The 15,116-nt window shown below is 56.5% G+C and carries 10 protein-coding genes and 2 pseudogenes; 9 read left to right on the forward strand and 3 right to left on the reverse strand.

What is annotated here, in order from left to right; genetic code table 11:
• The first annotated feature begins 1 nt into the window (after nt 1).
• From KGB29_RS02235 to KGB29_RS02245, 3 genes are all read left to right on the forward strand, one after another.
• Complete coding sequence (locus KGB29_RS02235) at nt 2-895, forward strand: LysR family transcriptional regulator (protein WP_150812766.1); 894 nt, start codon at nt 2-4, stop codon at nt 893-895.
• 156 nt (nt 896-1,051) lie between these two features.
• The gene (locus KGB29_RS02240) at nt 1,052-1,870 is read left to right on the forward strand and encodes an alpha/beta fold hydrolase (protein ID WP_150812767.1); all 819 of its coding nucleotides are present in this window, start codon (nt 1,052-1,054) and stop codon (nt 1,868-1,870) included.
• 152 nt (nt 1,871-2,022) lie between these two features.
• Nucleotides 2,023-3,477: an alanine/glycine:cation symporter family protein gene (locus KGB29_RS02245; protein ID WP_150812768.1), complete on the forward strand. Its 1,455-nt coding sequence runs from the start codon at nt 2,023-2,025 to the stop codon at nt 3,475-3,477.
• A 61-nt stretch (nt 3,478-3,538) separates the two neighbouring features.
• Here the strand turns inward: KGB29_RS02245 and KGB29_RS02250 are convergent, their stop codons facing one another.
• Entirely contained in the window at nt 3,539-4,915 is a 1,377-nt protein-coding gene (locus KGB29_RS02250; RefSeq protein WP_150812769.1) for an MFS family transporter, read from the reverse strand.
• A gap of 489 nt (nt 4,916-5,404) precedes the next feature.
• Between KGB29_RS02250 and KGB29_RS02255 the strand changes: the two genes are divergently transcribed.
• Complete coding sequence (locus KGB29_RS02255) at nt 5,405-6,346, forward strand: LysR substrate-binding domain-containing protein (RefSeq protein WP_174245511.1); 942 nt, start codon at nt 5,405-5,407, stop codon at nt 6,344-6,346.
• 165 nt (nt 6,347-6,511) lie between these two features.
• Nucleotides 6,512-7,620: pseudogene (locus KGB29_RS02260) on the forward strand (MFS transporter).
• Between the two features lie 432 nt (nt 7,621-8,052).
• On the opposite strand, the pseudogene KGB29_RS02265 reads toward KGB29_RS02260, so the two are convergent.
• A pseudogene (locus tag KGB29_RS02265) lies at nt 8,053-8,229 on the reverse strand (integrase); the annotation flags it as partial.
• Nucleotides 8,230-8,318: 89 nt separating this feature from the next.
• On the opposite strand from KGB29_RS02265, the gene KGB29_RS02270 reads away from it, so the two are divergent.
• The gene (locus tag KGB29_RS02270) at nt 8,319-8,600 is read left to right on the forward strand and encodes an excalibur calcium-binding domain-containing protein (RefSeq protein WP_150812770.1); all 282 of its coding nucleotides are present in this window, start codon (nt 8,319-8,321) and stop codon (nt 8,598-8,600) included.
• A gap of 402 nt (nt 8,601-9,002) precedes the next feature.
• Nucleotides 9,003-9,206 (forward strand): hypothetical protein, encoded by a 204-nt coding sequence (locus KGB29_RS02275; RefSeq protein WP_080925379.1) that lies wholly within the window; start codon nt 9,003-9,005, stop codon nt 9,204-9,206.
• A 596-nt stretch (nt 9,207-9,802) separates the two neighbouring features.
• On the opposite strand, the gene KGB29_RS02280 is transcribed toward KGB29_RS02275, so the two are convergent.
• A complete protein-coding gene (locus tag KGB29_RS02280; protein WP_150812771.1) occupies nt 9,803-11,194 on the reverse strand; it encodes an aldehyde dehydrogenase family protein in 1,392 nt (463 codons plus the stop codon).
• 100 nt (nt 11,195-11,294) lie between these two features.
• Between KGB29_RS02280 and ptrR the strand changes: the two genes are divergently transcribed.
• Nucleotides 11,295-12,173, forward strand: coding sequence for a putrescine utilization regulator PtrR (gene ptrR / locus KGB29_RS02285; RefSeq protein ID WP_150812772.1), 879 nt, complete (start codon nt 11,295-11,297; stop codon nt 12,171-12,173).
• Between the two features lie 77 nt (nt 12,174-12,250).
• Nucleotides 12,251-14,455, forward strand: a complete 2,205-nt coding sequence (locus KGB29_RS02290; protein ID WP_150812773.1) for an OsmC domain/YcaO domain-containing protein — start codon at nt 12,251-12,253, stop codon at nt 14,453-14,455.
• Nucleotides 14,456-15,116 lie beyond the last annotated feature (661 nt).

Here is a 15,116-nt window from a genome sequence, read left to right on the forward strand (position 1 = left end):
CATGATCAATTTCCGTCTGATCCGTCACCTCTGGCTGTTCCTGGCCGTCGCCGAAGAGCAGAATTTCGGCCGTGCGGCCAAGCGGCTTGGCATGTCTCAGCCTCCCCTGAGCGAGCAGATTCAGGTGCTGGAACAGGCACTCAAGGTCCAACTGTTCGAGCGCTCGCGACGCGGGGCGAAACTGACCCCAGTGGGGGCGGCGATCCTGCCGGCGGTGCGTAAATTCGCCGAACAACTCGAGCGCCTGGAACTGGCGGTGGAGGAGGCCGTAGCAGGGCAGTCGGGGATGTTGACCATCGGTGCCATCTCCACGGCCATGTTTGACGTACTGCCTGGTCTGATCGAACAGATGAAAGACGATTACCCGCACCTGACCGTATCCGTGCGGGAAATCGACAGCGTAGAGGCCGTTCCGGCACTGGAAGCCGGTGATATCGACCTGGCCTTCGCCCGTCTGGACGGTGATCTGGGCGCCTCGATCCAGTCACTGCCGTTGCTGGAGGATCGTCTGGTAGTGGCGTTACCCAGTGACCACCCATTGGCGGCGCGAACACGTATCAGTTTGTCCAGCCTGGCCAACGAACCTTTGGTGATGTTTTCGCGAAAGGTCAGCCCGGTCTATTTCGACTACTTGATCGCAACCTGCCGAGCCAGCGGGTTTTCCCCGCGGGTGCTGCATGAAGTGCGTTCGGTCGCTTCGCAAATTGCCTTTGTCAGCTATGGGCAGGGCATCGCCCTGGTACCGGCATCCTTGAAAAAAATGGCACCGGATAACGTGGTATTTCGATCATTGAGTCAGAAGCTTAACGTGGTGACGACGGCGGTCGCCTGGAATGCGGATCGGCCCAATCCGCTCATAGCGCAAGTGATTGCGCGACTGCGGAAAAAGGCCTGAGCCGGACAAGAGCAGCGAGTGGGCAATCAACGATAGGTTTGGCGTATGGAAACGTTCCACAATTAGGAATTTACATAAGACTCGAACCGGCTGAAATTGGGCCTGTCGCCGATGACCTGTTTCGGCGGCAGTCCTATCGTCCAAGGAGTCATTTTCGTGACCGCATCCGAAACGTTCACTCATACGCAGCTCCCTTTGACCGTTGAGGGAGTCCAGCTGAACGTCGCCGCCATTCATCGAAATGGCAACCTGACGCCGATTGTGTTCCTGCATGGTTTTGGTTCCACCAAAGAGGACTACGCCGACATCGTGCAGCACGCGGAATTCGCCGGGCACCCCTTCCTTGCCTACGACGCACCGGGCTGCGGGGAGAGTCAGTGCAGCGACCTTTCCAGTATTTCGATTCCTTTTCTGCTGCAGACCGCATTACAGATGCTGGAGCATTTCGGTATCGAGCGCTTCCACCTGGTCGGCCACTCCATGGGCGGACTGACCGCACTGATGCTGGCCCATCAGTTCCCGGAGCGGGTAATCAGTTTCGTCGATATAGAGGGCAATATTGCTCCGGAAGATTGCTTTCTCAGCCGGCAGATCAACGCTTATCCAAGCGATGATCCAGAGAAGTTTTTCACGGCTTTCATCGCGCGTGCCCGGCAGGCCCCGGCATACGCCAGCGCACTCTATTCGGCGAGCCTCAGGCAAAAGGTGCGTGCCGGGGCAGTGCGGGGGATATTCCGGTCGATGGTCGACCTTTCCGATAACGCCGACCTGATGAGCAGGTTTCTCGGCTTGAAGTGCCCGCGAATGTTCATGTACGGCGAGCAGAACGCTTCACTGTCCTACCTTTCGCACATCGAGGCCCAAGGCGTGCGTTTGGCGCCAATTCCGGCCTGCGGCCACTTCCCCATGTACTCCAACCCCATCGCGATGTGGAAACAGATCGCCGATTTCCAGACTAGCAGTCGAACCGGGTAAGTCCGATCGCCCCGAGCGCTTCCCGATGTAGGGCGGGAGCCTGACTGCGGGCTCGCGGTCGCTATTCAACGCGTTTCATCTCACATGTCTGCCGCGGCGATGTGTGAGGGCGCGTGCATGCCTGTAATCCATAACAACAAGAGGTTCAAATCATGCTCGAAGTCATAAACAGCTTTCTTTCCGGAAAGCTCCTGATCGTACTTATCGTAGGCCTGGGTGGCTATTTCACGATTCGTTCACGCTTTGTCCAGTTTCGCCATTTCCTGCATATGTTCGGAGCCTTTCGCGATAGCGTGCAGAAGAGCGCCGGTCAGATCAGCTCGTTCCAGGCCTTGATGCTTAGCCTGGCGGGTCGCGTAGGGGCGGGCAACATCGCCGGGGTCGGGTTGGCCGTGACGTTGGGCGGGCCAGGAGCGGTGTTCTGGATGTGGGTGACCGCGCTGGTAGGCATGTCCACCAGCTTCTTCGAATGCAGCCTGGGGCAGTTGTATAAACGGTGCGATGCCAAGGGGCAGTTTCGGGGTGGGCCGTCGTACTACATCCAGTACGGACTGAAACAGGCGTGGCTGGGCAAGGTCATGGCCGTGTTGCTCCTGGTGACTTTCGGTTTTGCCTTCAACGGGCTGCAATCCCATGCCGTGACTCACTCGCTGAACAATGCGTTCGGCTTCTCCACGACCTACTCCGGTATTGCGATTGCCGTATTGCTCGGCCTGGTATTCATGGGTGGCATCAAGCGCATCGCTGCCGTCTCGGACCTGTTGGTGCCGGTCAAGACACTGGCCTACATTGGCGTGACCGTTTATGTGATCGTACTTCAGTTTGACCATGTGCCGGGCATGCTGGTGACCATTTTCAAAAGTGCCTTTGGCCTCGACCAGGCATTCGCAGGCCTGGTTGGCAGTGCCATCGTCATGGGCGTCAAACGCGGGGTGTTTGCCAATGAGGCGGGACTGGGCAGTGCGCCCAACGTAGCCGCCGTAGCGAAAGTCGATCACCCGGCGGCTCAAGGGGTGGTTCAAGCTTTCAGCGTCTTCCTGGATACCTTTGTGATCTGTACCTGCACGGCGCTGCTGATTCTGTTGTCGGGTTTTTACACGCCAGGCTTCGAAGGCGATGGCCTGGTACTGACACAGAACGCACTGGCGGCAGTGGTCGGGGACTGGGGGCGCACGTTCATTAGCGTGGCATTGGCTCTGTTTGTCTTCACGTCGATCCTCTATAACTACTATCTGGGCGAAAATAACCTGCGCTTTCTACTGGGCGATAAACGTGCTGCGGTGATGACCTATCGGGGCCTGGTGTTGCTGTTGATCCTTTGGGGCGCCGTGCAAAATCTGGGCACGGTGTTCGCCTTTGCCGATATCACCATGACGCTGTTGGCTTTCGTCAATCTGATCGCGCTGGCGCTGTTGTTCAACGTCGGCATGCGCTTGCTGCGTGACTATGACCGGCAGCGCAAGGCCGGCATCAAGTCGCCGATATTCGACTCCAGCCAGTTCGCGGATCTTGATCTTGACTTGCAGGCATGGCCCCATCGGGAAAAGGTCGGCAACAGCATCCCTGAATCTGCACCACAGGTAGCACCTGCCTCTGCCGTGCGCTGATGAAAAAAGGGCCCATGACAAGTCATGGGCCCTTGAAGGTCGTCTGGAGATCCTCCGTCAATCAGACTCGCGCAGCATGGGGCTTTACACGTCCCTTCAAACCGGTACGTTCTTCAATCTCACCTGAGCCACTGATATAGCCGTAACGCGACAGGTTGGGCATCAGCATCGCGGCGATGAAGGTGATGGTCACGACCGCCGCTACGTAGAAGAAAAAGTACTCCTCGATGCCCTGTGAGCGAAGCGACAAGGCCACGTATTCGGCGGTGCCGCCAAATGCCGCATTGCCCACCGCATAGGGAAATCCAACCCCCAATGCACGTACGGCAGGTGGGAACAGTTCGGCTTTGACGATCCCGGCAATCGGCGTGTAGAGCGACGCAATGGCCAGACCGCCAAACACCAGCACGAATGCCATGAACGGGTTGCTGACCGACTGCAGCGAGTACAGCAGGGGGATCACCAGCAACATGGCCAGCCCGGAGAACATCAACATGTGCGCCTTGATACCGATGCGGTCGGCGAGCAAGCCGAACAGCGGCTGGCAAAGCATGAAGCCGATCAGGGCCGCCGTCATGATGAAGCTGACCGTTTCCGGGCTGAAGCCGGCGGAGATCACCAGGAACTTCTGCATGTAGGTAGTGAAGGTATAGAAATACAGCGAACCACCGATGGTGAACGCCACCACCAGGGCAACTGCGCGTTTGTGTTTGAACATGCCGCGCAGAGAGCCGGCATCTTTGCGGTTCATGTCTTTCTTGTTGGCGGTTTCATGCATGGCGCGACGCAGATACACCACCACGACCGAGCTCAGCGCGCCGATGAAGAACGGAATCCTCCAACCCCACTCGCGCAACTCTTCACCGGTCAGGGTTTGTTGGAGAATGACGACGGTCATCAAGGCCAGCAGCTGACCGGCAATGATGGTGAAGTACTGAAACGAGCCATAGAAACAGCGACGACCCGGTGTCGCGATTTCGCTGATGTAGGTGGCGCCGGTGCCGTATTCCGCACCGACCGACAGGCCCTGAATCAGCCTGGCAACCACGAGCAGGATCGGCGCCGCGACGCCTATGGTTGCGTAGGTCGGCATGACGGCGATCAGCAGCGAGCCGGCGCACATCATGAACACCGAGATAATCATCGAGACCTTGCGGCCGCGAGTGTCAGCGATCCAGCCGAATATCCAGCCACCGAGCGGGCGCATGAAAAAGCCGACGGCGAAGACGCCCGCGGTCGCCAGTAGCTGGCTGGTCGTGTCGCCCTTGGGGAAAAACGAAGCGGCGAAGTAGATGGCGGTGTAGGCGTAAATGAAAAAGTCGTACCACTCCACCAGATTGCCCGAGCAGGCACCCATGATGGCCTTGACGCGGTTGGGCGCTCTCATCGCAGCAGTTTGGGCTGCGTGGTCTTTGGCGTCTGTGATTGATGCGGACATGTGATTCACCCTTTTTTCAAGGCGAGGGGAGACGAGGAGCGCGCTGATGCGCGTCCGACGTGACTGGCTCGTTGGGTTTTGGGTTTAACGAAAAGGCGTGAACCCGCTCACGGCCGGATTTCCGTAGAGAAGGGAGAGGGTGGATGCACGAGCGTGGCGAACGGTAGTGGCCCGGGGAAATCGGACGGGTGAGACGAAGCATTGAACATCATGGCGCGAGCCCTCGAATCTTATTCTTGTAGTGAGTCGAGCGCTCTTTGGCGCCGACGTTGATTGCACGCTACCGCAGAGTCAGGAGGGTAATAAGCCGTCAGGCAGGCCTAACTGATATACCTGAATTTTATAGCTTGGCGTGCAGCCCCGGCGGGCCGGGGGATACAGCCGGCTTGAAGGTCCTGGGGCCGCACGACACGGTGGTTGCGGGGCATTCCAAGGTGCGTAAATGCGATTACACTCACAGCACTTTCGCCGCATATCGCGCCGAGCCCGATGCTGACTGGCCTGGTAATGGATGTCGTTCAACTCAAAACCCTGATTCATGTTGCCGAGCTGGGCAGTCTCAGCAAGGCCTCGGATCGTCTTCACATCGCGCAACCGGCACTTAGCCGGCAAATTCGATTGTTGGAAAAGGAACTCGGCACCTACCTGTTTGATCGACATGGTCGAGGCATGGAGATCACCGACGCCGGACGTGAAGTGTTGGCACATGCCACCCGAATCATGGAAGAAATGGAGTCCATTCGAAGTTCTGTTGTGGGCGCAAAGTCCTCTTTTCGGGGAACGGTCGTCATCGGCACGACGCCGACGGTCGCGCAAATTATCACTGTTCCATTGGTACGCAAGATCAAAGAGGCGCATCCGAATCTCGCCGTCAGGTTTTCCTCAGCCTTCAGCGGTTATCTGCTCGATTGGGTTCAGCGTGGCGAATTGGAGCTGGCGATTTCTTACGATCCCCATCCTTTGCATACGCTGCGTATCGTGCCGGTGATGATGGAAAATCTGCTGCTGGTCGGTCCCGCCAGCGCCAACCTGCGTCTTGATACGCCGATATCGTTCGAGTCATTGGCTGAGCAGCAATTGGTATTGCCAAGCGCTCGACATAGCCTTCGCGTGATTCTGGATGATTGTGCACGTCAAGTCGGGATCAAGCTCAAGACCAGCGTTGAAGCCGACTCCTTCGGCGCCATGATCGATCTGGTCCGAAATGGCTTCGGTCTGACCGCTTTGCCTTTGGCATCGATTTACGCGCAGGTCGACGCTGGCGTGCTCAGTGCAGCCCCCTTGGTCGACCCCGTTCCCATGCGCAAACTGGTTCAGGTTTTTCCGGCCGACAGGCGGGTCAGTCCGGCCGCCAAATTTGTCGGGGATGCCTTTATCGAGATTGCCGCCGATCTGGTCAATCGCAAGATTTGGGCTGGACACATGCTTTGAGCCAACGGTGAACCTGTTAGCTGCGAGTGCCCCGTCCCCATACAAATCGCCCAATTATCCGTAGTTGCGCAGCTGCTCACGAGTTCCGCTTTGCTCACCACTGATGACACTGTCTTGAACCAACAAACGCGACTGCCTGGCGTATTCGGCATTTTTATTTTGGGGATGCTGCAAGTTCTGGTCTGGGGAGGTTCGTTCTTCCTGATGGCCGTCATGGCCGATCCGATCATGAAAGAGACCGGTTGGGCCAGCCAGTGGGTGTATGGCGCACTGTCTCTGAGCATTCTGGTTTCCGCGATGCTGGCACCGTTGACCAGCCGGCTTATCGCCCGGTACGGCGGCCGCCCCATCCTGGCCAGTAGCGGGCTGGGTGTCGCTATCGGGTTGTTTCTGATGGCCATCTCGACCTCGTTGCCGATGTTTCTTTTGTCTTGGGCCGTGATTGGCGTCGGTATGGCGCTGGGGCTGTATGAAGCGCTATTCGCGGCTTTAGGTTCTCTGTACGGGGAGCGGGCGGGCAGTGCGATTACCGGGATCACGCTTATTCAGGGTTTGCGACAACGCTGTCATGGCCCGCGGTAGCGCTGGTCATCGAGCACGTTGGCTGGCGCACGACATGCGTGGCTTATGGGGTGTTATTGGTCATTGCCGTGGCACCGCTTTATCTCTGGGTGCTGGCGCGGGGCACGGGACCCCTCACAAAGAGCCCGGCAGTGAGTGATGAAAGTCTCTCAATAGACCGGCGGATCTACCTGTTGCTTACGCTGATCTTCGCGTTGGGTGCCGTGATCATGACGGCGATGTCGGTCCAGCTGATTTCATTGTTGCAGGGGCAGGGCTACTCGCTTGCAGCCGCTATCGGACTGAGCGCGTTGCTGGGGCCGAGTCAGGTAGGGTCACGTGTTCTACAAGTGTTTTCGCGAAAGCGACACCCGATCTGGACGACGTTGATCTCTGTGGTGTTCGTGGCAATTGGTCTGCTGTTTGTGACCATCTCTCCGGCAATGACCGCGCTGGGTCTGGTGATCTATGGTGCGGGTAATGGCTTGCGGGCGATCGTTCGAGGACTGCTGCCATTGGCCCTCATGTCGCCTACTCATTATGTTTTGCTGATGGGGCGCATGGCTCGGCCTTCGCTCATAGGACAGGCCTTGACTCCCCTCGCGGCCGGGTACCTGTTAGAGATCTGGGGCGCTGGCGGTGTGCTTGCGGGCCTGAGTTCGCTGGCGGTATTGAATGTGCTCCTGGTGTTGCTGCTGATTCGACTGGTATGAAAAGAACAGCTCTGATTGCCATCTTCCCTAAGGATCCGGCTGGCATCTTCAGCGGCCAGCGACTCGAGTTCTTTGATGGCAATTTTTGGTCATGAAATGGACTCCCCCTACTTTTACCCCCACAAAAACGTCGGCTCTTGATGGACGTTACTGGACTCTCGTGGAGCAGAACACCGCTGGAGCTCAAGTAAATACTCGCTTGGAAAAATCCAGAGTGAAATTTTCAAAGCTTTCAAGAAGTATGCAAAAGGAGATCGGGTGCTAGGGGGCGAGTGTTCGAATTACTCCGTCCAGACCATTATTTCTGAGTGAAATCAGACACTTAAGCCAGTCAGCTAGTTCGGCTTTTTTGTGCCTGCGTAAAACCCGCGCAAAACTGGTGCAAAACTACCCGGTGATTTTGCTGATATTCAGGTCCGGAATCGCCTCTGGTCAGATGATTTCCTCGTGGTCACGTTGGTAGTTTTGGGTCATGCCTTCGCTCGCATGTCACGCGATTTTTTGCCCATCCTTTCCGACTTTCATGTACAGGTGCAGCGACAGCACTCGCACTTCGTGGAGGCCCGGCATCTATTCCTCCTTCCAACCTGCGTACCAGTTGGCCGCCTCCCACCGGCAGGCTGTATATGGATTAGTGGGTTATGCTGGAAGCAGGCAACGTGAGAACACAAACGGTCTCTCATCATGGATGGATCAAGATGAAACTGATTTTGGTTTTGCTTGTTGTTGGTCTGTTGGCTTGGAAGTTTTCCCCTGAATTACAGTCCTGGGTTGAGGCTCGGCCATCGAGTCCCCAAAGAATCTCTGCGGTCTTGATTGCGCCAAAGCCTGTTTCGGCTCCAGTCAAATGCGATGGGCGCAAATATTGCTCGCAGATGACCTCGTGCGCAGAGGCCACAAACTTTCTGCAAAATTGCCCAGGAATGGAAATGGATGGCGACTACGACGGGATACCTTGTGAGAAGCAGTGGTGCCGGTGACTAATCGCAGTTCGCCGGTAGGCTAGATGGTTTAATGAGATAAATTCTTAATGGAGTTGTTACTATGGAAAAGGCGTTTCGAAATCCGTTGTTTTTAACCGGGCTGCCACTAGTTGTCTGCGGTCTTGCTATCACTGCGCCGGGCCTTTGGATTCCTGGCGTGGTCTTGATGGTCGCTGGTTGGGCAAAGGGTAAGAAGCTTGTCTGACGTCATCGCCGCGACCCCTTGTCGATGAGCCAAGCCATGTAGCGCGGTGTTGTGATGACGATAATCATGGCTTTACCGTGACCGGGTGCGACAGAGGAGTGGGTGATTTTTTCGGGTTGGTCTACGCTCTGACTACGTTTCAATGCCGTTTTCGGCGAACCATTTGGCTCAGGCTACCGCTCGAAAGGACTCATATGAAATTCAATATCGTTGCCTTGGGCTTGCTTGCTGTTTTGGCTGGCTGCACAACTGCGGGCCCATATGTCACCAACATCTCAAGCGATGGACGTAACGGCTTGAATATCGAGAAGTGCTCCGTGAAGATGAATGCTTTCATGGGTACTGTTAGCACCACCGAATGTACATCCCAAAACGTTCAGCTCAGTCGCAGCAACTGATTTCAGGTTTCAGTTGGGTTTGTCTCAAGTCAGCTTCCCGTATTCTGCCAACTCGATCTGGTACTTCGCGGCGATCTGCTCGACCTGTGGTGTCGTCAGCTTTTCATCCAGGGTGCGCAGCTTGTTGCACTGCGGTGCGCAAACGCACGCCGGGGGAGACTCTGGAGGCCGAGGGTTAATATTCGAGCGGGCCGCGTGAGTGCCTGTTGACATCAATTAACGGATGAGCGAATTTAATCAAATCCTGTCATTTCTATATATTTAGAAATGAGCCGAACAAAGCCTCGCCAGAGAAGTCTGCCGGGGCTTCGTCGTATTCGGCTTAGGAGAAAACATGTCTAGAGCTCAACGACGACACGATACGCGCCGCATAAAGGCTCGTTTTTATTCAAGGCAACGCGCTTACGAATGCTGGTCAACCAGCGAGAAAAACGCCGGGCTTTTTGCAAACAATGGGAAGGTATGTTCCTGTTGGATGTGCGGCAATCCCAGAAAACAAGGATTGCTCACCATGCAGGAGTTGCGAGCTGACCTTCCCATTCAAGAGTGAAAACAGAACCCGGCCACCGAGCCGGGTTCGGAACACAACGCCCCCCTTAACGCCGGTCCAGCCAAACCGTTTGTGCATTACAGAATTCACGCACACCGAAATGCGAGAGTTCACGGCCAAAGCCACTCTTCTTCACGCCACCAAAACTGACACGCGGATCGCTGGCGCTATAGCCGTTGATGAACACGCCGCCGGTTTCAAGTTCGCTGGCCATCTGCCGGGCGAGTTCGACATTGCGCGTGTAGAGGGTGGCGGTGAGGCCGAACTCGCTGTCATTGGCCAACTCCAGCGCATGGGCTGCGTCTCGGGCCGTGATGATTGAGGCCACCGGACCAAACAACTCCTGTTTGAATGATGTCATCTGATCGGTCACGTCGCCGAGTACAGTGGGCTCATAGTAGTTACCTGGGCCTTCAGCCTTCTTTCCACCCATCAGCAACGTCGCGCCTTCTTTCAGTGTGTCGCGCACCTGTTGATCCAGTTCATCGCGCAGATCGAAGCGAGCCATCGGGCCGATATAGGTAGTGGTAGCCAGTGGATCACCGACAACCAGTTGTTGGGTGGCCTCGACGAACTTGCGGGTAAATTCCCGGGCAATGCCTTGCTCGACAATCAGGCGTTTGGCTGCGGCACAGACTTGTCCGGTGTTTTGATAGCGCCCGATCACGGCGGCTTTTACCGCCTCATCGAGGTCTGCGTCGTCGAGAACGATAAACGGGTCGGAGCCGCCCAGTTCCAATACGCACTTCTTCAGTGCGGCTCCGGCCTGAGCACCGATGGCCATGCCCGCTCGCACGCTACCGGTGAGGGTGACGGCCGCGATGCGTGGATCGGCGATCGCCTTGGATACACCGTCCGGGGTGACGTTGATGACCTCGAAAACACCTTCGGGGAAGTCCGCTTGCTTGAAGGCCTCCAGCAGCAGGTAGGTGCTGCCCATGACGTTTGGCGCGTGCTTGAGCACGTAGGTATTGCCGGCGAGCAGGGTGGGGACCGCGCCGCGCAGGACTTGCCAGATGGGGAAGTTCCACGGCATCACGGCGAGAATCGGGCCCAGGGGACGATATTCAATGCGTGCCTTGCCGCCTTCAACCAGAGTCGGTTCCGGGCTCAGCATGGCGGGGCCGTGTTCGGCGTACCACTGGCAGAGCTGCGCACATTTTTCAATTTCACCGCGGGCCTGGGCAATCGGCTTACCCATTTCCAGGGTGATCATGTTCGCCATGGCCTGTGCATTGTTGCGCAAGGCCTGACCGAGGTTGATCAACAGTTGCGCGCGCTGTTCAACCGGTTTGCCGCGCCAGGCGCGAAACCCGGTAGCGGCCCGCGTCAGCGCGGCCTGTAATGCCGAATCGGATTCGAAAGGGTAATGGCCGATCTGCTCGCCCGTAGCGGGGTTGATCGAAATGGCATGGGTAAGGCTGGATACGTTGGTCATGGCACCGTCCTGCGAGGTAGGAATGTGCTCAGGTTATGGGGCTATATGTTTTCTGGAAACTGAATAATAATGAGCATAACGTTCACGTTTGGAGAATGGCTTGGATCTGGTTCAGCTCGAAATTTTCAAGGCTGTCGCCGAGCACGGCAGCATCAGCGTGGCCGCCCAGCATATCCACCGGGTGCCATCGAATCTCACGACCAGAATCAAACAGCTTGAACTGGACCTGGGTGTGGATCTGTTTATTCGTGAGAAGAGTCGCCTGCGCCTGTCGCCGGCCGGCTGGAGCTTTCTGGATTACGCTCGACGTATTCTCGATCTGGTTCAGGAGGCGCGAGCCACCGTGGCGGGTGAAGAACCGCAGGGAGCCTTCGCCCTGGGTTCGCTGGAAAGTACTGCAGCGGTACGTATTCCAGAGCTATTGGCCGCCTATAACCAGAAGCACGCCAAGGTCGAACTGGACCTGTCCACCGGCCCCTCCGGGACCATGATCGATGGAGTACTGTCCGGGCGGCTGGCCGCTGCATTTGTCGATGGTCCGGTGTTGCATCCGGCGCTGGAGGGCGTGCCTGCATTCGAGGAGGAAATGGTCCTGATCGCCCCCCTCAACCATGACCCGATTCATCGGGCCAAGGATGTGAATGGCGAAAACATCTATGCCTTCCGCTCCAACTGCTCCTATCGCCATCATTTCGAAAGCTGGTTCGCCAATGGCGCGGCGGTGCCCGGCAAGATTTTCGAAATGGAGTCCTATCACGGCATGCTGGCCTGCGTCAGCGCCGGTGCCGGCCTGGCGCTGATGCCCCGCAGCATGCTCGAAAGCATGCCTGGATGCACGACGGTCAGCGTCTGGCCGTTGTCGGAGTCGTTCCGCTATTTACGCACCTGGCTGGTGTGGCGCAGGGGGACCGTGTCGCAGAGCCTGACGATGTTTGTGCGCTTGCTTGAGGAGCGGGGTGTGGTGTTGATCGATAAATAGCGGAAAGTTAACGGTCTGTGCCGAAAAACCGGATAATGGCGGCCAAATCGTTTAGCTCGTAATTCTGGTAATCGCACATGGAAATCAAGGTCAACTTTCTCGACAACCTTCGACTTGAAGCCAAGTTCGACGACTTCACGGTGATTGCCGATCAACCCATTCGCTACAAGGGCGATGGCTCGGCACCGGGGCCGTTCGATTACTTCCTGGCTTCGTCGGCGTTGTGTGCGGCGTACTTCGTGAAGCTGTATTGCGAAACTCGCAATATCCCCACCGAAAATATCCGCCTGTCGCAGAACAACATTGTTGATCCGGAAAACCGCTACAACCAGATTTTCAAGATTCAGGTTGAATTGCCAGCGGACATTTCCGCCAAGGACCGTCAGGGGATCTTGCGCTCCATCGACCGTTGTACGGTAAAGAAGGTGGTGCAAACCGGGCCTGAGTTTGTGATTGAAGAGGTCGAAAACCTCGACGCCGATGCCCAGGCGTTGCTGATGCCGCACTCGACCAGCGAGGCGGGCACCTACATTGTGGGCAAGGACCTGCCGCTGGAGCAAACCATCGCCAACATGTCGGGCATCCTGGCTGACCTGGGCATGAAGATTGAAATCGCTTCGTGGCGCAATATCGTTCCCAATGTGTGGTCGCTGCACATCCGCGACGCGCACTCGCCAATGTGTTTTACCAACGGCAAAGGCGCGACCAAAGAAGGCGCGCTGGCATCGGCACTGGGCGAGTTTATCGAGCGGCTCAACTGCAACTTCTTCTACAACGATCAGTTCTGGGGCGAGGACATCGCCAACGCGGCGTTTGTGCATTACCCGGACGAGCGCTGGTTCAAGCCTGGCCCGAAGGACGAACTGCCGACTGAAATTCTCGACGAGTACTGCCTGAAGATTTACGACCGGGATGGCGAGTTGCGTGGCTCGCATCTGTACGACACCAACTCCGGCAATACCCAGCGCGGCATTTGTTCACTGCCGTTTGTGCGCCAGTCGGACAATGAGGTGGTGTACTTCCCGTCCAACCTGATCGAAAACCTGTTCCTGAGCAATGGCATGAGCGCCGGCAACACCCTGGCCGAAGCCCAGGTGCAGTGCCTGTCGGAAATCTTCGAGCGCGCGGTCAAACGCGAAATCCTCGAAGGCGAAATGGCCCTGCCGGATGTGCCGCAGGAAGTACTGGCGAAATACCCGGGGATTCTGGCTGGTATCCAGGCCCTGGAAGAGCAGGGCTTCCCGGTGCTGGTCAAGGATGCATCGCTGGGCGGGGAGTTCCCGGTGATGTGTGTGACCTTGATGAACCCGCGTACCGGTGGTGTGTTTGCCTCGTTCGGCGCGCACCCCAGCCTGGAAGTGGCGCTGGAGCGCAGCCTGACGGAGCTGCTGCAAGGCCGCAGTTTCGAAGGCCTGAACGATCTGCCTCAGCCGACCTTCGAAGGTCAGGCGGTGACTGAGCCGAACAACTTCGTCGAGCACTTTATCGATTCCAGCGGTGTGGTCTCGTGGCGCTTCTTTAGTGCAAAACCGGATTTTGAATTCGTTGAGTGGGATTTCTCCGGTCAGGGCGAAAACTCCAATACCGAAGAGGCCGCGACCCTGTTCGGCATTCTCGAAGACATGGGCAAAGAAGTGTACATGGCAGTCTATGAGCACATTGGTGCCAAGGCCTGCCGCATTCTGGTGCCGGGTTACTCGGAAATTTATCCGGTAGAAGATTTGATCTGGGATAACACCAACAAAGCGCTGCAGTTCCGCGCTGACATCCTGAACCTGCACAGCCTGAGCAAAGTCGGCCTGAGATCGCTGGCCCAAGGTCTGGAAAACAGCGAGCTGGATGACTACACCGACATCACCACTTTGATCGGCATCGAGTTCGACGACAACACGCCTTGGGGCAAGTTGACGATCCTGGAGCTGAGGCTGCTGATTTATCTCGCCTTGCAGAAGTTTGATCAGGCCAAGGATCTGGTGGAAGCCTTCTTGCAATACAACGACAACACCGTCGAGCGCGGCTTGTTTTATCAAGCTGTGAACGTCGTGCTGGAAATGCAGCTGGACGATGATCTGGAACTGAGCGACTACGAGGTCAACTTCCGCCGGATGTTCGGCAACGAGCGGATGGACGCGGCGATAGGGTCCGTGGATGGCAGCGTGCGGTTCTATGGTCTGACGCCGACGAGCATGAAACTGGAAGGGCTCGACAGGCACCTTCGCCTGATCGAAAGCTACAAAAAGCTGCACATGGCGCGGGCGAGGGTGTCGGCTTTGTTCAACTGATAGCGATAACAAAAAAGCACCTTGGGTGCTTTTTTGTTTTTTGGCGGTCAGTCAATCGTCTGTGCGCGTGGGCTGATTTTTTGGCTATGACATGGGTTGTGGCTGCTTATGGGGAAGCTCTTCTATATAGAGGGGCGTTCTGGCTCCTCTATATAGGCACCCTTTGGGGTGTTTTGCTGCTTTCTGCAGCTTATTGATAGAAAACCTAAATCAGTGCTTGACGGCAGATTTCAGATCTCTATAATTCGCCCCACTTCCGGCGCAGTCGAAACGGAAAACTCCTTGGTAAACAAAGAGTTACGCAGTTTTCGGCAGCGGGTTGCTTCAGCTCATCGAAGCACAAAGGGAGTTGAAAAAGAGGTGTTGACAGCAGCGTGTAACGCTGTAGAATTCGCCTCCCGCTGACGAGAGATCTGAAGCGCAAGTGGTTGAAGTTGAAAAGGAAACTTGGAAAACTTCTGAAAAATACCACTTGACAGCAAATGAGGCTGCTGTAGAATGCGCGCCTCGGTTGAGACGAAAGATCTTAACCAACCGCTCTTTAACAACTGAATCAAGCAATTCGTGTGGGTGCTTGTGGAGTCAGGCTGCTAGTCAACAGATTATCAGCATCACAAGTTACTCCGCGAGAAATCAAAGATGTAACCAACGATTGCTGAGC

The organism is Pseudomonas sp. BF-B-30 (genome assembly GCF_019956305.1).
GTDB lineage: Bacteria > Pseudomonadota > Gammaproteobacteria > Pseudomonadales > Pseudomonadaceae > Aquipseudomonas > Aquipseudomonas jessenii.